We start from the raw sequence: 17,790 nt of genomic DNA on the forward strand, positions 1-17,790 counted from the left end.
GCGCCGGGACGCGAGGTTCAACGCATGCACGCTCCAATCCGGACGACGACCCGGCACGGCAGGCTCAGGGGGCTGCTCGCCGTCGCCTGCCTGGCCGCGGTGCCGGCCCTTGCGCAGTCGTCGCCGGTGGCCGCCCCGCCGGGGCCGCCTTCGCCGGTGGCCCAGCGCGCGGGTAGCGCGACCAGCGGCGACGAGGCGCTCGACAACGCGGTGGCGGCGGTGGTCGTGGCGGCGCTGGCCGAGCAGCTCGACACCGCCTCGATCGAAGTGAGCATCGACTCCTTCGACGTCGCCATCTCCAGCCTGCGCGACCGCCGCGTCAGCGGGCAGGGGCGGCTGCGCCTGGGCGAGGACGCAGAGTGGATCGGGTTCCGCTACAGCACGCTCTACGACACCCTGTTCAACAGCGCCGGGTATCCGCAGCTGACCATCGGCGGGGTCGCCGCCGGCGAACGCCTGGTGCCCAACGACGCGGTCCTGGTGCGGCAGCTCGAGGACCGGATCGCGGGCGAACTCGACCGCCAGTTCGGCGTGCCGACCGCACGCCTGCAGTTCGACGACATCAGCACCGTCGAGGGCGGGCAGCGACTGTTGCGCATCACCGCCGAGGGCGTGGCCGACTTCGGCCGCAGCGGCATGACCCCGGTCCGGATCGAGGCGCTCTACGACCTGGTCGCCAATGCCTGGCGGCGGGTGAACTACGAACTCGGGGGCACGACGCGCTGACCGGGGCCTCGCGGGCGAGGCTCCGCCCGCGCCAGTCGCGCCGGTCGCGGCCGGCGCCGGCCGGCGTCGGCCAGGGAACAGCGCTGGAAGCGCATGCGGCGCTGGCCGGCATCAGTGCCGGTCGCGTCGCGCCTCGCTGTCGCGCGAGCGGTCCCCGTCGTCGGCCAGGAACGGCAGCAGCCGCACCAGGAGACCGCGCAGGCCCGTCGCGCGTCGCGCGGGGGCCGGCATGGCCACGTCCCCGTCCGCGGTCGCGGGCGTCGCCGACGCACGTGCGGCCGCGGAAACAGCCGCGGGCACGGGAGGCGGGGCGGCGGCAGTGGTGGCCGGGGCGGCCGGTGGCGCCAGCGGCGTCCCGCCATTGCGGCGCACGCGCCGCGGCTGCAGGGGCGCCATGCCGTAGCCCGCGCGCAGCCAGTCGTTGATCGCGCCCGCGGTCAGCGCCGGGTTCCAGGTCGCCTTGGATTGGGCGTGGAACGCGTCCAGCAGGCCCTGGAAGCCGTCGAGGCCGAGGGTGGTGGCGTAGCCCTCCAGGTCGCGTTGCGGCGCCGGGAAGGCCGGCATCGAGCCGGTCGCCCCCTGGTCGCCGGTGTCGCTGCGCCACTGCGCGAGCGTGCGCAGGTTGCCGTCGACCTGGAACGCCTGGCTGGCGCCGCTGACGTAGCGGTTGGTGCCGGCGAAGGTGTAGCCGCCGCCGGCGAGCCGCACCAGCCGGCTGTTGCTCGGACTGACCACGGTATTGTCGCGGTACACGACGTTCACGCCGTCGCCGAGCTGGACGCTCGGGGTGCCGGTGCCGGTCGCGAATGCCAGCACGTTGCCGCTGATCGCCACGTCCTCGAAGCGCGTGCCCGAGTCGGTCTTGAGCGCGTAGGCATTGGTGATGCCGGAGCGGTTGTGGATCACCAGGTTGCCGGTCACCTCGCCGCCGAGCCAGTCGATCAGGTCGATGCCCCAGGCCAGGGAGCGGTTGGTGGGCCGGCTGCGGCCGATGTCCACCAGCACGTTGTCGCGGAACACCATGTCGCGGAAGCGCGCCGGGCCCTCGGAGTTGCCGCCGACGCTGACGCCGATCTCGCCCTCCACGTACAGGTTGTCCTCCATCACCACGCCGAGGGTCGGGTCGCCGGTATCGCCGGTCCACTTGTTGCCGATGGACGAGGCGCGCAGGAACAGGTTGCGCTGGAAGATCACGCCCTTGGCGAAGGAGAAGTACGTGTTGTGGTTGAACATCGTCGCCTGGCCTTCGGCCTGGGCGTTGTTGCCGTCGCGCGACTGGATCCGCCAGCCGTTGTGGTCGAACAGGTTTTCCTGCAGCAGCACCGAGGGTTGCAGCGGCTGTCCCGAACCCGTGTGGTACAGGCCCTGGGCGTGGGCGCTGGTGGAATAGTTGCCCGAGATGATGCTGCGCCGGATCACGAAGCGGGTGATGGGCTCGTTGCCGTCCCCGACGCCGCCGGTCAGGACGTTGTTGCTGTAGGCGCGGAACACGCAATCCTCGATCAGCACGTCGCGCACCTGGCGCCGGTCGCCGCGCAGGCGGGTGAACACGCTGATGCCCGAGGAACCGTCGAAACCCGTGAAGTAGGGGCCGTCGCTGTCGCGGGTGTGGGCCCAGAAGCGGAGGCCGACGATCGCGACGTTCACCAACTGGTAGTTGCCGATCGCCTTGTCGGTGCCGGTGCGCAGCTCGGGTCGCGGACCCGCGCCCCACGTCGTCGCGACCGCGCGCTCGGCCGGCGAACGGCCGCGCTTGATGTCGAGGCGCTCGTTCCAGACCCGGCCGGCGCGCAGCAGGATCCAGTCGGGCTGGTCCTCGCGCAGGTTGGCATGGGCGGCGGCAATGGTCCGGAAGGCGCGGATCGGGCCGCGTGGCGACTGCGGGTCCGCACCGATCTCGGGATCGGCGGGCAGGTAGATGCGCGCATCCGCGTCGTTGCCCTGCTGCGAATCCACGTACACCAGGCGGCTGTCGGCGGAGGGCGAAAGCCGGGTCCAGCCGGCCGCGTCCTGGGGCGGCAGCTGGAAATCGGAGACGGTGACCGGATCGGCGGCCGGGGCGGGGGCCGCCGCCAGGGCGACGGCGAGGGCGAAACAGGGGGCGAGGGACCGGCGCAGCCGGGCGAACAGGGACATCCGATATCCTCCTGCAGGCAAGCGGGGGCACTGCGTGCAATTCCCGACCGGCGCCGCCGGGGGATGCCAGGGCGGCGGGCGGCGCGGTCGGGCGGACGGTACCACGCTGCGCAGGCCGCGGGATGCGGGATGCGTCGCGGATCGCGCGCTGCGCGGACGCGCCGTGCCGAGGGCGCCGGTGCAGCCGCCCGGCCGGCTTGGTAAGGTGCCCGGTCCCTCCAGTCCCCCGACACGATCCGTGCCTCGCGCCAGGCGCCCAGCGCCCAATCCAGACGACTCCGGCGACCTGCTCGGCGCCGCCCCGGGCGCGCTGCAGCCGCTCGCCGAGCGCATGCGGCCGCGCAGCCTGGACGAAATGGTCGGCCAGCGCCGGCTGCTGGCGCCCGGCTCGGCGTTGCGGCGCTCGGTCGAGGCCGGCGCCGTGCATTCGATGATCCTCTGGGGCCCGCCGGGCTGCGGCAAGACCACGCTCGCGCTGCTGCTGGCACGCTACGCCGATGCCGAGTTCCGCTCGGTGTCGGCGGTGCTGTCCGGGCTGCCGGAAGTGCGCCAGGTGCTGGCGGAGGCGGCGCAGCGTTTCGCCGGCGGGCGCCGCACCGTCCTGTTCGTGGACGAGGTGCACCGGTTCAACAAGGCGCAGCAGGACGCGTTCCTGCCGCACATCGAACGCGGCACGATCGTGTTCGTCGGCGCCACCACGGAGAACCCCTCGTTCGAGCTGAACTCTGCGCTGCTCTCGCGCTGCCGGGTGCACGTGATGGAGGCGGTGTCGGCCGAGGACATCGAGGCCGCGCTGCGGCGCGCGCTGGACGACGGCGAGCGCGGGCTGGGTGGGCGCGGCCTGCAGGTCGAGGGCGAGGGGCTGCGCATGATCGCGGTCGCCGCCGACGGCGACGTCCGCCGCGGCCTGACCCTGCTCGAGATCGCCGCCGAGCTGGTGGGCGAGGGCGGCACCATCGATCCGGCGGTGCTGGAGCAGGTGCTCGCCGACCGCACCCGCCGTTTCGACAAGGGCGGCGAGCAGTTCTACGACCAGATCTCGGCCCTGCACAAGTCGGTGCGCAGCTCCAACCCCGACGCCGCGCTGTACTGGCTGGCGCGGATGCTCGACGGCGGCTGCGATCCCGTCTACCTGGCGCGGCGCCTGACCCGGATGGCGGTCGAGGACGTCGGCCTGGCCGATCCGCGCGCGCTGCAGATGGCGATCGACGCCTGGGACACCTACGACCGCCTCGGCAGCCCCGAGGGCGACCTCGCCCTGGCGCAGGTGACGATCTACCTCGCCAGCACCGCGAAGTCGAACGCCGCCTACCGCGCGTTCGGCGCGGCCCGCCGCGACGTGGCGCGGTACGGCACCCAGGAGGTGCCGCTGCACCTGCGCAATGCGCCCACGCGGCTGATGAAGGAACTCGGCTACGCGAAGGGCTACCAGTACGACCATGACGTCGAAGGCGGGGTCGCGCTGGACCAGACCGGCTTCCCCGACGCGATGGGCGAGCGCGTGTACTACGAGCCGGTCGAGCGCGGCATGGAGATCCGGCTCAAGGAGAAGCTCGACGGGCTGCGCGCGGCGCGCGAGCGGCAGCGCAAGGCGCCGCGCCACGGGGGCGGGGCCGCGGGCCAGGACGGCTGACCGCTGCGGCCGGATGGATCCACGGCCGCGGGGCGGCCAACCAGCGCGCCGCTTCCGGGCCGGTACCTGGTCGTGGCGCGGCCAGGGATCGCGACCGCCGGGCTTGCCGCCGCGCCGGGGGCCACGTAGAATTCGCGTCCCGTTTCCCGCGCCCCCGCTGCCGCGGAAGCGCGACACCGGGCGGTTAGCTCAGCGGTAGAGCATTGCCTTCACACGGCAAGGGTCGCAGGTTCGATCCCTGCACCGCCCACCAGACGAGAACGATCAAGGCCACCTGCGAAGGTGGCCTTTTTCGTTGCCGATCGTGCCGATGGCGGCGGGCCTAGTAGTTCCGGCACTGCCGGAAGCGCACGTTGCGGCCGCTGTCGGGCGGCGGCGTGAGCTGGATCCGCGACGACGCCAGTTCGTCGTAGCGCTCCATCAGCGGGCAGATGCGGGTGAAGGCGTCGCCGTCGATGGTGTTGAGGATCACGTGCAGGGTGGACTCGGTCGACCAGAACGCGCGGTCCACGTCGGGAAGTGTGGAGATCGCCGCGGCCACGTCGGCCCGCTGCCGTTCGATGGGCGCCGGCGCGGCGGGCTCCCCGGGTGCCGTGGTGGCCTCGCCGGGATCCGCGGGCGCCGCTGCGGCCGTCGCCGCAGGCCTGGGGACCGGTGCGTCGGACTGCGGCGCGGGCGCGGGCGCCGCCGGTTCCGCGGCGGGTGCGGCCGCCGCCGGCCCGGGCGTCGGCACGGGACGCGAAGGGGCGGGCAGCGCCAGCCAGGTCGCGACACCGGCCAGCAGCGCCGCCAGCCACGACAGCAGGATCCGCTGGCGTGCCAGGCGCGCCGCCTGGTCGCGGATCGCCGCCAGTTGCTGGGCCGGCAGGAAGTCGCGCAGCTGCGGCCACAATGCGGGGCCGTCCAGCAGCTCGATCCGCTGCAGGGCGGCGACCGGACGCACCTCGTCGCTGATCCGTCCCTGGGTGACCAGGAACGCCCCGGCGGCGTCCTTGAGCTGGATCGCGCGCGCCAGTTCGTTCACCGTCAGCCGTCCGAGCACGAACGCGCTGCCGTGCTTGCACGAGAGCAGCCAGCGCTCCTGGTCGCGCACGAGCACGAAGTCCTGGTCGTCGCCGCTGTTGTCCTCGTCGATCAGGCGCGTGAACCCGCGCCGGCCGAGCGCGTCGAGCACCATGTGGATGAAGCTGCGCCAGGACACGCCCGACAGGGCGGTGATGCCGGCGCGGGTTTCATCGCGGCGGCGCTGGACGAGGTGGAAGTAGACCGTCGCCAGTCCACCGACGAGCAGCGTCACGGCGATCGCGATGAGCCAGTTCGACATGGGTAACGGGGTACGGGGGGCGTGGAGAGGATAGCGGAATCACCGCCGCCGGAGAGGCGCAGGCGCATGACGACGAGGCCTGGCCGGGTTCCAACCGATACCGCCGCCCCGCGCCGGCGTGGCCCGGAGGCAGGGTCGGCGAGCGGACGGGGAAGGGCGCCGGGGCGCCTGGACGCAACCGTATTCAGAACCGCTCGGCCAGCACCCGCCGGATCTCGGCCTCGATCGGGGCGCGCATCGCCGAAAGCAGGAATCCGAGCGACGCGGTCACGTGCAGCAGCTGCGGTTCGAGCGCGATGCGGCCGTCCACGCCTGGACGGCTGAAGCGCAGGGTGTCGCCGTGCCAGTCGCATTCGACGCCGAAGCGCTGCACCAGCGAGTCGGCGACCTGCTGCACGGCCTGGCGCGCCTGCTCCATCGACAGGTCGTGGCTGTGGCGGATGTCGATACCGGCCATGGGGCGGGGAAAGTCCGGGGGGCGGTCATTCTGCCAGACGCGACGTCGCGCGCAGCGTGATAGATTGCCGCGCCTATGGAGTCCGTCAGACTGCGATTCGCCGGAGAGGCGTCGAACGACCGGCCGCTGGCGATCGGCGTGCACGGGCTCGGGCGGCGCGCGGGCGGCACGGTGGAACTGATCGAGGGCGGCAACGAGCCGGTGCGCCTGTGCGTGGACCGGCGCGGCGTCTGGCTGAACGTCGACGAGGGCGGGCCCGGCGTGCACGTCAACGGGCGCCAGGTGCGGCGGATGGCGATGCTGCGGATCGGCGACGCGATCTACGTCGACGGGACCGAGCTGCGCCTGGTGTCGGCGATCCCGGTACAACTGCCGCCCGACGACCTGCCGCCGCCGCCATCGGACGGCATGCCGAACCTGCGCGTGGTGCTGCGCGGCGTCGGCGGGCGTTACCACGGCCGCTGCTTCACCCTCGAGCGGCCGCGCCTGGTGGGTCGCAGTTCGGAAGCCGACATCCGCATCGACGACCCTGCGTTCGCCGACCGCCACGCGCGCCTGGAGCTGGCGGGCGACCAGGTGGTGCTGCGCGACCTGGGGTCGGCCGAAGGCAGCGTGGTCAACGGCGAGCCGGTGCGCGACGCGCTGCTGTCGCCCGGCGACCAGGTCGTATTCGACGGCCACCACCGCTTCGTGGTCGAAGCGCCGCAGCGCCGGCCGCGCGCGGCCGAAGCCCGGCCGGCGGCGCCCGACGCCTCCAACGACGACGAGGCCGCGCCTTCCACGGCGCCGGGCTGGCGCCTGCCCTGGCTGCTGCTGGCCGCGATCGGGATCGCCGCGGCGCTTGCGGCGCTGCTGCTGTTCGGCTCAGGCTGAGGCGCGGCGCGGCGCACGTCGCGCCAGGCGGGTCCACAGGCGCCAGCCCAGCAGCAGGGCGAGGATGCAGGCGTACAGCAGCGGCTCGCGGTAGTCCGATTTCACGATCCACCAGAAGTGCAGCACGGCGAACACGGCCACCGCGTACACCAGGCGGTGCAGCCGGCCCCAGTGGCGGCCCAGGCGCCGCATCCAGCCCCGGGTCGAGGTCAACGCGAGCGGGACCAGCAGCAGCCAAGCCGCGAAGCCGACGGTGATGTACGGCCGCTTTGCGATCTCCCCGAACACCATCGCCCAGTAGCCGGCCAGGTCCAGTCCGAGCCAGGCGGCGAAGTGGAGGCTGGCGTAGGCGAAGGCGTACAGCCCGAGCATGCGCCGGAAGCGCAGCAGCACCGGCTGCCCGGTGAGCTGCCGCAACGGCGTGACGGCCAGGGTGAGCAGCAGCAGGCGCAGGGCCCACTGGCCGAGCGCGTGCTCGATCGCCGCCACCGGGTCCGGGCCGAGCGCGTCGATGTCGATGCCGCGCAGGACCAGGCCTGCCTTCCAGGCGAGCAGCCCCAGCGGCAGCAGGGCCAGGAGATGCACCGCGAGCTTGGCCGCGACCAGCGGCAACGAGGCCTGCGCGTCCGGCCCCCGGCCCGGCCGGGCGCCGGCACCTTCGACCGCGCGGGCGCGCGGGCCGCGTTTCAGTACCACTTCTTCAAGTCCATGCCCGAGTAGAGCGAGGCCACCTGGTCCCCGTAGCCGTTGAACATGCGGGTCGGGATGCGGTCCGCGACCAGGCGGTTCGCCGTGCCGGCGATGCGGCGCTCGGTCTTCTGGCTCCAGCGGGGGTGGTCGACGTCCGGATTCACGTTGCTGTAGAAGCCGTACTCGCGCGGCTGCAGCCGGTTCCAGGCGGTCGGCGGCATGCGTTCGGTGAAGCGGATCGCGACGATCGACTTGATGCTCTTGAAGCCGTACTTCCACGGCACCACCAGCCGCAGCGGCGCGCCGTTCTGCTGCGGCAGCGGCTTGCCGTACAGGCCGGTGGCCAGGAACGCGAGCGGGTGCATGGCCTCGTCGATCCGCAGGCCCTCGCGGTAGGGCCAGTCGATCGAGCGGAACCGCACCCCGGGCATCTGCTCCGGGTCGGCCAGGCTGGTGAAGGCCACGTACTTCGCCCTCGAGGTGGGCGCGAACTTGCGCAGCACGTCGGCGAGCGGGACCCCGAGCCAGGGAATCACCATCGACCAGCCTTCGACGCAGCGCAGGCGGTAGATGCGCTCGGTGGGGGCGGCGCCGCGCAGCAGGTCGTCCAGGTCGACGATGCCCGGCCGATCGCATTCGCCCGACACCTCGACCTGCCAGGGAGAGGTGCGCAGGGTCCGCGCCGCCCGGGACGGGTCCGACTTGCCGGTGCCGAACTCGTAGAAGTTGTTGTAGCTGGTGACGTCCTCGTAGCGGGTGAGCGGTTCGTCGGTGCTGAAACCGGCGCGGGCCTCGGCCGGCGTGACCCGCGCGGTCGAAGGCGAGGGCGGCTCGGCCTCCGCGCAGCCCGCCAGCGACAGCAGCGGCATGCCCGCCATCGCGCCCAGCAGTTCGCGGCGCCTGCGGTACACGGTTTCATCGGTAACGGCCGATTCGGGAATGGCGAGCGTGCGGCGCAGGGACATGGCTGGTTTCCTCCGGAACTTCTGTTGGAACGCGCAACGCACGGAAAGTTGCGTCCCGGCGGGAAACGCTGGTGCACTGCGGCATACTAGGAGCCTTCCCGTCCCCGCATTATTCGTCGACCGATGGCGCGTGCATACAACTTCAGTCCCGGACCCGCGGCACTGCCCGAAGCCGTCCTGCGCCAGGCGCAGCAGGACATGCTCGAGTGGGGCGATGCCGGCGCTTCGATCGTCGAGATCAGCCATCGTGGTCCCGAGTTCCTCGAGGTCGCGCATCGCGCCGAGGCCGACCTGCGCACCCTGCTGGCGATCCCCGACGACTACGCGGTGCTGTTCCCGGCCGGTGGCGCGACCACCCAGCAGGCGCTGATCGCGCTCAACTTCGCCGATCCCGGCCAGCGCGTGGACTACGTGATCACCGGCCACTGGGGCCGTACCGCGCTCAAGCAGCTGGCGACGGTGGACGTGAACATCGCCGCGAGCAGCGAGGACGACGGGTTCCGCACCATCCCCGCGCGCGAGTCCTGGCGGCTGTCGAAGGACGCGGCCTACGTGCACGTTACCGCCAACGAGACCATCCACGGCGTGGAGTTCCGGCCGGCGTGGGGCCCGGTGCCCGACACCGGCGACGTGCCGCTGTTCGCCGACTTCAGTTCCAGCATCGCCTCCGAGCCGATCGACGTCTCGCGCTACGGGCTGATCTACGCCGGCGCGCAGAAGAACCTCGGCCCGGTCGGCATCACCGTGGTGATCGTGCGCCGCGACCTGCTCGCGCGCGCCGGCCATCCACGCGCGGACATCTTCAACTACGCCTCGCAGCTGCGCGCGGAATCGATGCTCAACACGCCGCCGACCTGGAACTGGTACGTGCTGGGCCTGACCGTGCGCTGGATGATCGAGCAGGGCGGCACCGCCGAATTCGACCGCCGCAGCGCCGAGAAGAGCGCGCTGCTGTACGACGCGATCGACGGCTCGGGCGGCTTCTACCGCAACGACGTGGATCCGGCGGTGCGCTCGCGCATGAACGTGCCGTTCTTCCTGCCCGACCCGGCGCTCGACGCGCCGTTCCTGGAGGGGGCGCGCGAGGCCGGCCTGATCGGGCTCAAGGGCCACCGGGTCACCGGCGGCATGCGCGCCTCGCTCTACAACGCGATGCCGGTCGAGGGCGTGCGTGCCCTGGTGGCCTACATGCGGGAGTTCCAGACGCGCCATGGCTGACAAGCGCAGTTCCAGCAAGGCCGCGCGCGGGCGCGGCACGCCGGCCCGCAACGCCGCCCCGGTCGCGGCCAGGGGCAAGCGCGGCGCGACCGGGTCCGCGCCCGCGCGCGGCAAGGGGGCCGGCGCCGAGCAGTCCGACCGCGCCTCCGCGGGCGAGATGAAGATCGACGCCGAGGCGTCGGCGCGCAGCCGGCGCGAGTTCGCCAAGCAGGCGCAGCCCGACCTGGCCGCGGTGCGCGCCCAGATCGACGGCATCGACCGCGAGATCCAGGCGCTGATCGCCGAGCGCGCGCTGTGGGCGCACCAGGTCGGCAAGGCCAAGGGCAAGCTGGCCGCGGCGATCGACTACTACCGGCCCGAGCGCGAGGCGCAGGTGCTGCGGCGCGTGGTGGACCGCAACCAGGGGCCGCTCAGCGACGAGGTCCTGGTGCGGCTGTTCCGCGAGATCATGTCGGCGTGCCTGGCCCAGCAGGAGCCGCTCAAGGTCGGCTACCTCGGCCCCGAGGGCACGTTCTCGCAGCAGGCCGTGCACAAGCACTTCGGCCACTCGGCGCGCGGCCTGCCGCTGGTGAGCATCGAGGAGGTGTTCGACGAGGTCGCCGCGGGCAACGCCGATTTCGGCGTGGTGCCGGTGGAGAACTCGGGCCAGGGCACGATCCAGTCCACGCTCGACATGTTCCTGACCTCGCCGCTGAAGATCTGCGGCGAGGTCGAACTGCGCGTGCACCAGTACCTGCTCTCGCGCACCGGCCGGATCGAGGACATCGAGCGGGTGTACTCGCACGGTATGTCGCTGGCGCAGTGCAAGAACTGGCTGCGGCAGAACCTGCCGGACGTGCACAAGGAAGCGGTGTCGAGCAACGCCGAGGCGGTGCGGCGCGCCAAGAAGTCCGACGATGCCGCGGCGATCGCCGGCGAGAACGCTGCGCACGTCTACGGCATGAAGGTGGTGGCCGGCCCGATCGAGGACCGCAACGACAACACCACGCGGTTCCTGGTGATCGGCCGGGCCTCGTTCCCGCCGTCTGGCAACGACCGCACCTCGCTGATGGTGTCGATCCGCGACCAGCCCGGCGCGCTCTACCGCATCCTCGAACCGCTGGCGCGGCGCGACATCAGCATGAACCGGATCGAGTCGCGGCCAGCCCATGGCGCGCTGTGGCAGTACGCATTCTTCATCGACGTCGCGGGCCATGCCGACGAGTCGCCGCTGAAGGACGCGCTGGCCGAGATCGACGATTTCGCCGGCGACGTGCGCGTGCTCGGTTCGTACCCGGTCGCCGTGCCCTGACAGGCCGTGGCGCGGGCCGGGCCGCCGGCCCGGCCGGGCGCGCGCGTCCCCGATTCCCATCGCATCTTCTCTTGGACAGGACCAGATGAGCAGCAGCACCAAGGGCACGGACTGGATCGCAACGCGGGGCACGCCGCTGCGCGGCGAGATCGCGGTGCCGGGCGACAAGTCGGTGTCCCATCGCGCGATCATGCTGGCGTCGATCGCCGAGGGCACGTCGCGCATCGAAGGCTTCCTCGAGGGCGAGGACGCGCGTGCGACCGAGGCGATCTTCCGGCGCATGGGCGTGCGCATCGAAGTCCCGGGCCCCGGACGGCGCGTCGTCCACGGCGTCGGCCTGCACGGGCTGCAGGCGCCGGACGGACCGCTGGACTGCGGCAACGCCGGCACCGGCATGCGCCTGCTCGCCGGCCTGCTGGCCGGGCAGGCGTTCGACACCGTGCTGGTGGGCGACGCCTCGCTGTCGAAGCGGCCGATGCGGCGCGTGACCGTGCCGCTGGCGCGCATGGGCGCGCGCATCGACACCGGCGAAGGCGGCGTGCCGCCGCTGCGCATCCACGGCGGCGCCGCGCTGCAGGGCATCGAGATCCGCACCGAGGTGGCCAGCGCCCAGGTCAAGTCGGCACTGCTGCTCGCCGGCCTGTATGCCGCCGGCACCACGACCGTGCACGAGCCGCATCCGACCCGCGACTACACCGAGCGCATGCTGCACGCGCTGGGCTGGCCGATCGGGTTCTCGCCCGGCCATGCACGGCTCGAGGGCGGGCACCGCCTGCTCGGCCGCGACATCGTGGTGCCGGCCGACTTCTCGTCGGCGGCGTTCTTCATCGTCGCCGCCAGCCTCATCCCCGGCTCGGAGCTGGTGTTGCACCGGGTCGGCATGAACCCGCGCCGGACCGGGCTGCTGCACGTGCTGCGGGCGATGGGGGCCGACATCGAGCAAACGCCGGCAGGGGAGCAGGGCGGGGAGCCGGTGAGCGACCTGCGCGTGCGCCACGCCCCGCTGCACGGGATCGAGGTCCCGGTTGAGCACGTGCCCGACATGATCGACGAGTTCCCCGCGCTGTTCGTCGCCGCGGCGTGCGCCAAGGGCCCGACCGTCGTCCGCGGCGCTGCGGAACTGCGGGTCAAGGAGTCCGACCGCATCGCCACCATGGCCGCCGGACTGCGCACCCTGGGCGCACGCGTGGACGAGACGCCCGACGGCGCGACCATCCACGGCGGCGCCCGCCTGGGCAGCGGCGAGGTGGACAGCCATGGGGATCACCGGATCGCGATGTCGTTCGCGATCGCGGCGCAGCTGGCCGCGGGCGAGGTGCGGATCCGCGACGTCGAAAACGTGGCGACCTCGTTCCCCGGGTTCGACGCGCTGGCGCGCGGAGCCGGCTTCGGGCTGCGCATCGCCGATTGACCGCACCCGCGGCCGGCTCGCGCGGCGCGACGGGCGACTGCCCGCCGCGGCGAGGGTCAGCGGTTGGCGATACGGAAGTCCACCGGCACCTGGACGGTGGATGCCACGGGCTTGCCGTCGCGGATCGCCGGTTCGAAGGTCCAGCCGCGCACGGCGTCGACCGCGGCGCGGTCGAGATCGCGCGAGCCGCTGCGACGCGAGATCGTGATTTCGCCCGGGCGGCCGTCCGCACCCACTTCGACCTCCAGCACCACCGTGCCTTCTTCGCCGGCCCGCCGTGCGGCTTCCGGATACTCCGGTGCGGGGTGGTTGAGCGGCAGCGCATTGCGATCGGGCAGGCGCGGCGCGGAGGCGGCGCGCTCGCGTGCGGTGGCGTCGCGCGAGTCCGGCGGCACGGACACCGGCGAGCGCGATTCTTCCGGCACGGGTTCGCCGATCTGGACCGGCGCGGGCGCGGTCGGCTGGGGATCCTCGCGGCCGAGGAAGTACCAGGCCGTGGCGATCACCACCAGCAGCAGCAACAGCCACAGCAGCAGGCTCGCGCCATGGCGTTCGCGGGGCGGCGGCGCCCCGGGCGGCAGCCCGTCATCGTGCACCGGGCGGTCGGGAGTGGGATCGGACATGTTTCGGTTCCTCGTGGAGATGCGCGCACCATTCCACGAGCGGGGTGCACGGGCCGTCGCGGCGACGTGCAGGAGCGGTGATCCGGACTCAGCGCTGCGCGTCGAAACTGATGACCTGCTGAACCGTCGCCGGAACCGCGACGCCGTCGCGGGTGGCGGGCTCGAAGCGCCAGCGTTGCACCGCGCGTACCGCGGCACGGTCGAGGTCGCGGTGGCGGCTGCTTTCGACCACGCTGACCTCGCGCGGACGGCCGTCGGCGCCCACATCGATGCGCAGCACGACCTGGCCGGTCCGGCCTGCACGCAGGGCCGCGCGCGGATAGTCCGGCGCCGGCGCGGAGACCGGGCGCGGCACCGTGGTGGTGCCGGCGGCAGGCGTCGCCGGTGCGTCCGGCCCGGCGGGCAGCGTTGACGGATCGACCATGCCCGGCGGCGGTTCGGGCGCACCGGCATGCCGGTCGATGCGCACCGCCTCGCCGTCGCTGTCCCCGTCCATGCCGCTGGCCGCGGAATCGCTGGCCGGAAGCGGCGCGGGCAGGGGCTCGAACACCTGGCCCGGTGCGCCGGCCGGGCCCTCGCCGGCGCGATAGAACTCGAACTGGTCGCGACGGTTCGCCAGCATCAGCAGGAACAGCAGCAGCCCGGCCAGCACCGCGCCCGCCACCAGCCACCAGCCGCGGCCGGCCGGCAGGTAGGCGGCGATCTTCCGCCGCCAGGGGCGTGGGGTGGACGGCGTGGACATGCGGCCGGCCTCTCGTGCGGGACGTTGCCGCGATTCTGGCACAGCCCGCCGGCGCCGCCCGGCCCAGCGGCGCAGGAACCGCGCAAACCGGCGATAATCACCGCTTTCCCGCCGCCGTTCCCGCCATGCTCGATCCCATCCTGCTCCGCCAGCACCTCGACGACACCGCCGCGCGCCTGCAGCAGCTGCGCGGCTTCGCCCTGCCGGTGGAACAGCTGCAGTCGCTGGAGGCCGAGCGCAAGCGGATCCAGGTGCGCACCCAGGAGCTGCAGAACCTGCGCAACACCCGCAGCAAGGAGATCGGCCAGCTGATGGGCACGGCGGCGCGCCTGGACAGGCAGGGCGACGCCGATGGCGCGGCGAAGGCGCGCGCCGACGCCGAGGCGATGAAGGCCGAGGTGGCCGGCCTCGGCGACGAGCTCAAGGCCAGCGAGGCGCGGCTGGACGCGATCCGCGGCGAGATCGAGGCAATCTCGCTGGGGGTGCCGAACCTGCCCGATCCCTCCGTGCCCGCCGGGGCGGACGAGTCGGGCAACGTGGAGCGGCATCGCTGGGGCACGCCGCGCACGTTCGACTTCGAGGCGAAGGACCATGTCGAACTGGGCGCGCGCCATGGCTGGCTCGACGGCGAGACCGCGGCCAAGCTGTCGGGCGCGCGCTTCACCGTGCTGCGCGGCCAGCTGGCGCGTCTGCACCGCGCGCTCGCCCAGTTCATGCTCGACCTGCACACGGGCGAGCACGGCTACGAGGAAACCAACGTCCCGCTGCTGGTCAACGCCGACTCGATGCGCGGTACCGGCCAGCTGCCGAAGTTCGAGGAAGACCTGTTCAGGACCCCGTTCGGCGAGGACGCACGCTACCTGGTCCCGACCGCCGAGGTGCCGCTCACCAACATCGTGCGCGACGCGATCGTCGAGGCCGGGCAGCTGCCGCTGCGGATGACCGCGCACTCGCTGTGCTTCCGCTCCGAGGCGGGCAGCGGCGGGCGCGACGTGCGCGGCATGATCCGCCAGCACCAGTTCGAGAAGGTGGAGCTGGTGTCGATCACCCGTCCGGAGGAGAGCGACGCCGAGCTCGAGCGCATGACCCGCTGCGCCGAGACCGTGCTGGAAAGGCTCGGGCTGCCGTACCGCCGCGTGCTGCTGTGCTCGGGCGACATGGGCTTCTCCGCGCGCAAGACCTACGACCTGGAGGTCTGGCTGCCGTCGCAGGGCACCTACCGCGAGATCTCGTCTTGCTCGAATTGCGGCGACTTCCAGGCCCGCCGCATGCTGGCGCGCTGGCGCAACCCGGACACCGGCAAGCCGGAACTCGTGCACACGCTCAACGGTTCCGGCGTCGCGGTCGGGCGCGCCCTGATCGCGGTGATGGAGAACGGCCAGCAGGCCGACGGCTCGATCCTCGTGCCCGAGGTGCTGCGCCCGTACATGGGCGGCCTCGACCGCATCGCCTGAGCCGTGGCGGCCCGGGGCCGGCCGCGCCCGCGCTCGTCGGCGCGACCGGCCGCGCCCGTCAGGCGGCTTCGGCGACCGCCTCGGGCAGGCTGTCGAGGGCGCGCGCGAGCGCGGTGGTGCGATGCTCCGGCGAGATGGCCACGCCGTCGGCGCGCACCACCTCGACGTCCACGCCGAGGAACCCGAGCACGTGGCGCAGGTAGGGCTCGACGAAGTCCGATGGCTGCCCGGCGTGTTCGCCGCCGGCCGAGACCGCCGCGATCACCCGCTTGCCCACGGCCAGGCCCTCGGGGCCGTTGGCGGTGTAGCGGAAGGTGCGGCCGCGCACCGCGATCCGGTCGATCCAGGCCTTGAGCGTGGAGGGAATGCTGAAGTTGTACATCGGGGCCCCGAGCACGACCACGTCGGCGTCGAGGAACTCGCGCAGCGTTTCCTCGGCCCGGGCGGCCTCCACCGGGTCATCCCCGGACAGGCTCCCCGGGGACAGGTGGGGCAGGGGATCATGGGCGAGGTCGCGGCGGATGACCTCCAGCCCGGGCACCCGGGCCTGCCAGCGTGCGACGATGGCCCCGGTGAGTTCGCGGCTGACCGACTGGTCACCGGTGACGCTTGAATCCACATGCAACAGCTTCATTTCCTTGATTCCCGTTTCTCCGGCTGGGCCGGCATGCGGCACACGATATGGCGTTGCGGGAATGGAATAAACGTGGTCAAATACGACTCATTGTTCCGAAAAAGGAGCGAACGTGCAGGACCTCAATGATCTGTACTACTTCGCGGTCGTGGTCGACCACGGCGGATTCGCCGCTGCCGAGCGCGCCCTCGGAATCCCCAAGTCGCGGCTGAGCCGCCGCATCAGCCAGCTCGAAAACGAGCTCGGCGTGCGCCTGCTGCAGCGTTCCACCCGCCGCTTCGCGGTCACCGACGTCGGCCAGAGCGTGTACCGCCACGCCCAGTCGATGCTGGCCGAGGCGACCGCCGCCCGCGAGGTGGTGGACCGGCTCAGCGCCGAGCCGCGCGGCGTGGTCAAGGTCAGCGTGCCGGTGGGCATCGCCCAGCAGCTGATGCCCAAGCTGCTGCCCGAGTTCCTCGCCCGCTACCCGGAGGTGCGCGTGCAGATGCACGTGAGCAACCGGCGCGTGGACGTCATCAACGAAGGCTTCGACGTGGCCATCCGCGTGCGCACCCGGCTCGACGACGACGGCAGCCTGGTGCTGCGCACCTTCGGCCAGATCCAGGAGCTGCTGGTCGCCAGCCCGCGTTACCTGGACAAGGCCGGGCGCCCCAAGGTGCCGGAGGACCTGGCCTCGCACACGTCGATGACGATGGGCGAGGAGGACGGTCGCCACCGCTGGGAACTGCAGGGCCGCGATGGCGAGGTACGCCGGGTCGAACTGAAGCCGCGCGTGTCCGGCTTCGATTTCCCGATGCTGATGGACCTCGCCCGCCAGGGTCTGGGCATCACCATGTTGCCCGAGACGATGTGCGCCGACGCGGTGCGCAGCGGCGCGCTGGAAGTGGTGCTGCCCGACTGGCGCCTGCCGCAGGGCGTGGCGCACGCGGTGTTCGCGTCGCGGCGCGGCATGCTCCCGGCGGTGCGCGTGTTCATCGACTTCCTGGCCGAGAAGCTGCCGCCGCTGATCGAGGAGTCCAGCCTCAACTGCCGCAGCTGCGGCAACGGGCAGGACGCCGCCCAGGCCGTCCGCCCCGCGCAGCGTCCGGGGCCGGGCGTGCAGGCCACGATCTCCTGAGCGGAACGCATCGCGTCGCTGCGACTGGTCGAAACCCGGTGCGGCGATCAGGGTCAGCTGGAACGGAGGGGAACCGATGGGGGTTGTTGGCAAGGCGCCGGGATGGCAGCGGGCTGTGTCCGCGCTGCTGACGCTTGGCTTCGCGTGGGCGTTCGCCACCCGCGCGCTCGACGGCGGGCTGGGTGCATGGCCCGAGGTGGTCGTCATGCTCGTGGCGTTGTATGGAGGTTACCTCTTTGGGTACTTTGCCTGGCGCGGCCGTCTGCCCGGCCGGCTGGCGGGCATGCATGGCCGGCGACCTCGCGGCGGTGGCGACGCCTGAGGACTCCCTGAGGACTCTCCGAGGTCAACACCAAGTCGCGGCACGGCCCGCTCCAGGCGCTGTGCGAAGATGTGGCCGGGTGGTTCAAGGCAGCGGTCTTGACCCGGAGGCCGCAGGCCGGAGGGAACAGCGGCGCAGCCGCTGGTCAAACCGCCGAAGACGGCGCGCCAGCGC

Annotated in this window: 17 protein-coding genes and 1 tRNA gene; 10 read left to right on the forward strand and 8 right to left on the reverse strand. The window is 72.5% G+C overall.

Annotation, left to right across the window (positions count from 1 at the left end; translation table 11 throughout):
- Window positions 1–24 precede the first annotated feature (24 nt).
- Window positions 25–726: a hypothetical protein gene (locus LUTJ29_RS0110680; RefSeq protein WP_144774367.1), complete on the forward strand. Its 702-nt coding sequence runs from the start codon at window positions 25–27 to the stop codon at window positions 724–726.
- A gap of 111 nt (window positions 727–837) precedes the next feature.
- On the opposite strand, the gene LUTJ29_RS0110685 is transcribed toward LUTJ29_RS0110680, so the two are convergent.
- Window positions 838–2,862, reverse strand: coding sequence for a hypothetical protein (locus LUTJ29_RS0110685; protein WP_027072503.1), 2,025 nt, complete (start codon window positions 2,860–2,862; stop codon window positions 838–840).
- 286 nt (window positions 2,863–3,148) lie between these two features.
- Here LUTJ29_RS0110685 and LUTJ29_RS0110690 point away from each other — a divergent pair, with 286 nt between their 5' ends.
- Window positions 3,149–4,495: a replication-associated recombination protein A gene (locus LUTJ29_RS0110690; protein ID WP_343122689.1), complete on the forward strand. Its 1,347-nt coding sequence runs from the start codon at window positions 3,149–3,151 to the stop codon at window positions 4,493–4,495.
- 178 nt (window positions 4,496–4,673) lie between these two features.
- Window positions 4,674–4,748, forward strand: a tRNA-Val gene (locus LUTJ29_RS0110695).
- Between the two features lie 69 nt (window positions 4,749–4,817).
- Here the strand turns inward: LUTJ29_RS0110695 and LUTJ29_RS17160 are convergent.
- Window positions 4,818–5,819, reverse strand: a complete 1,002-nt coding sequence (locus tag LUTJ29_RS17160) for a restriction endonuclease (protein WP_043741028.1) — start codon at window positions 5,817–5,819, stop codon at window positions 4,818–4,820.
- Window positions 5,820–6,003: 184 nt separating this feature from the next.
- A complete protein-coding gene (locus LUTJ29_RS0110705; protein WP_027072505.1) occupies window positions 6,004–6,276 on the reverse strand; it encodes a polyhydroxyalkanoic acid system family protein in 273 nt (90 codons plus the stop codon).
- Window positions 6,277–6,351: 75 nt separating this feature from the next.
- Between LUTJ29_RS0110705 and LUTJ29_RS0110710 the strand changes: the two genes are divergently transcribed.
- Window positions 6,352–7,149, forward strand: coding sequence for an FHA domain-containing protein (locus tag LUTJ29_RS0110710; RefSeq protein WP_027072506.1), 798 nt, complete (start codon window positions 6,352–6,354; stop codon window positions 7,147–7,149).
- Here LUTJ29_RS0110710 and LUTJ29_RS0110715 read toward each other — a convergent pair.
- On the reverse strand, window positions 7,141–7,755 hold the full coding sequence (locus tag LUTJ29_RS0110715) for a protein-methionine-sulfoxide reductase heme-binding subunit MsrQ (protein WP_027072507.1): 615 nt from the start codon (window positions 7,753–7,755) through the stop codon (window positions 7,141–7,143). The two genes, LUTJ29_RS0110710 and LUTJ29_RS0110715, sit on opposite strands and share 9 nt — an antisense overlap.
- Before the next feature lie 80 nt (window positions 7,756–7,835).
- Entirely contained in the window at window positions 7,836–8,804 is a 969-nt protein-coding gene (gene msrP, locus LUTJ29_RS0110720; RefSeq protein ID WP_027072508.1) for a protein-methionine-sulfoxide reductase catalytic subunit MsrP, read from the reverse strand.
- Between the two features lie 123 nt (window positions 8,805–8,927).
- Between msrP and serC the strand changes: the two genes are divergently transcribed.
- The 3 genes from serC to aroA all read left to right on the forward strand — a co-directional run bounded on the left by serC (window position 8,928) and on the right by aroA (window position 12,724).
- A complete protein-coding gene (gene serC / locus LUTJ29_RS0110725) occupies window positions 8,928–10,022 on the forward strand; it encodes a phosphoserine transaminase (RefSeq protein WP_027072509.1) in 1,095 nt (364 codons plus the stop codon).
- Window positions 10,015–11,313: a prephenate dehydratase gene (gene pheA, locus LUTJ29_RS0110730; RefSeq protein WP_051322926.1), complete on the forward strand. Its 1,299-nt coding sequence runs from the start codon at window positions 10,015–10,017 to the stop codon at window positions 11,311–11,313. Before serC ends, pheA begins: the two co-directional genes overlap by 8 nt.
- 85 nt (window positions 11,314–11,398) lie before the next feature.
- The gene (aroA, locus tag LUTJ29_RS0110735) at window positions 11,399–12,724 is read left to right on the forward strand and encodes a 3-phosphoshikimate 1-carboxyvinyltransferase (RefSeq protein ID WP_027072511.1); all 1,326 of its coding nucleotides are present in this window, start codon (window positions 11,399–11,401) and stop codon (window positions 12,722–12,724) included.
- 56 nt (window positions 12,725–12,780) lie between these two features.
- On the opposite strand, the gene LUTJ29_RS18120 is transcribed toward aroA, so the two are convergent.
- Window positions 12,781–13,347, reverse strand: a complete 567-nt coding sequence (locus LUTJ29_RS18120) for an energy transducer TonB (RefSeq protein ID WP_051322927.1) — start codon at window positions 13,345–13,347, stop codon at window positions 12,781–12,783.
- Window positions 13,348–13,435: 88 nt separating this feature from the next.
- On the reverse strand, window positions 13,436–14,089 hold the full coding sequence (locus LUTJ29_RS17170; RefSeq protein WP_043741029.1) for an energy transducer TonB: 654 nt from the start codon (window positions 14,087–14,089) through the stop codon (window positions 13,436–13,438).
- A 125-nt stretch (window positions 14,090–14,214) separates the two neighbouring features.
- On the opposite strand from LUTJ29_RS17170, the gene serS reads away from it, so the two are divergent.
- A complete protein-coding gene (gene serS / locus LUTJ29_RS0110750) occupies window positions 14,215–15,543 on the forward strand; it encodes a serine--tRNA ligase (RefSeq protein WP_027072512.1) in 1,329 nt (442 codons plus the stop codon).
- Window positions 15,544–15,601: 58 nt separating this feature from the next.
- Here the strand turns inward: serS and LUTJ29_RS0110755 are convergent, their stop codons facing one another.
- A complete protein-coding gene (locus LUTJ29_RS0110755) occupies window positions 15,602–16,177 on the reverse strand; it encodes an NAD(P)H-dependent oxidoreductase (protein WP_027072513.1) in 576 nt (191 codons plus the stop codon).
- 112 nt (window positions 16,178–16,289) lie between these two features.
- Here LUTJ29_RS0110755 and LUTJ29_RS17175 point away from each other — a divergent pair, with 112 nt between their 5' ends.
- The gene (locus LUTJ29_RS17175) at window positions 16,290–17,294 is read left to right on the forward strand and encodes a LysR family transcriptional regulator (protein WP_051322928.1); all 1,005 of its coding nucleotides are present in this window, start codon (window positions 16,290–16,292) and stop codon (window positions 17,292–17,294) included.
- 115 nt (window positions 17,295–17,409) lie between these two features.
- Window positions 17,410–17,616, forward strand: a complete 207-nt coding sequence (locus tag LUTJ29_RS0110765; RefSeq protein ID WP_144774617.1) for a hypothetical protein — start codon at window positions 17,410–17,412, stop codon at window positions 17,614–17,616.
- Window positions 17,617–17,790 lie beyond the last annotated feature (174 nt).

It is taken from the genome of Luteimonas sp. J29 (genome assembly GCF_000472505.1).
Taxonomy (GTDB): Bacteria; Pseudomonadota; Gammaproteobacteria; order Xanthomonadales; family Xanthomonadaceae; genus Luteimonas.

What these genes read in the sequence shown, in the direction of transcription:
- LUTJ29_RS18120 (WP_051322927.1), bottom strand. Translation starts at nt 13,347, where the DNA reads ATGTCCGATCCCACTCCCGACCGCCCGGTGCACGATGACGGGCTGCCG.
- LUTJ29_RS0110685 (WP_027072503.1), bottom strand. Translation starts at nt 2,862, where the DNA reads ATGTCCCTGTTCGCCCGGCTGCGCCGGTCCCTCGCCCCCTGTTTCGCC.
- LUTJ29_RS17170 (WP_043741029.1), bottom strand. Translation starts at nt 14,089, where the DNA reads ATGTCCACGCCGTCCACCCCACGCCCCTGGCGGCGGAAGATCGCCGCC.
- serC (WP_027072509.1), top strand. Translation starts at nt 8,928, where the DNA reads ATGGCGCGTGCATACAACTTCAGTCCCGGACCCGCGGCACTGCCCGAA.
- pheA (WP_051322926.1), top strand. Translation starts at nt 10,015, where the DNA reads ATGGCTGACAAGCGCAGTTCCAGCAAGGCCGCGCGCGGGCGCGGCACG.
- LUTJ29_RS0110680 (WP_144774367.1), top strand. Translation starts at nt 25, where the DNA reads ATGCACGCTCCAATCCGGACGACGACCCGGCACGGCAGGCTCAGGGGG.
- LUTJ29_RS17160 (WP_043741028.1), bottom strand. Translation starts at nt 5,819, where the DNA reads ATGTCGAACTGGCTCATCGCGATCGCCGTGACGCTGCTCGTCGGTGGA.
- LUTJ29_RS0110710 (WP_027072506.1), top strand. Translation starts at nt 6,352, where the DNA reads ATGGAGTCCGTCAGACTGCGATTCGCCGGAGAGGCGTCGAACGACCGG.
- msrP (WP_027072508.1), bottom strand. Translation starts at nt 8,804, where the DNA reads ATGTCCCTGCGCCGCACGCTCGCCATTCCCGAATCGGCCGTTACCGAT.
- LUTJ29_RS0110705 (WP_027072505.1), bottom strand. Translation starts at nt 6,276, where the DNA reads ATGGCCGGTATCGACATCCGCCACAGCCACGACCTGTCGATGGAGCAG.
- LUTJ29_RS0110755 (WP_027072513.1), bottom strand. Translation starts at nt 16,177, where the DNA reads ATGAAGCTGTTGCATGTGGATTCAAGCGTCACCGGTGACCAGTCGGTC.
- aroA (WP_027072511.1), top strand. Translation starts at nt 11,399, where the DNA reads ATGAGCAGCAGCACCAAGGGCACGGACTGGATCGCAACGCGGGGCACG.
- serS (WP_027072512.1), top strand. Translation starts at nt 14,215, where the DNA reads ATGCTCGATCCCATCCTGCTCCGCCAGCACCTCGACGACACCGCCGCG.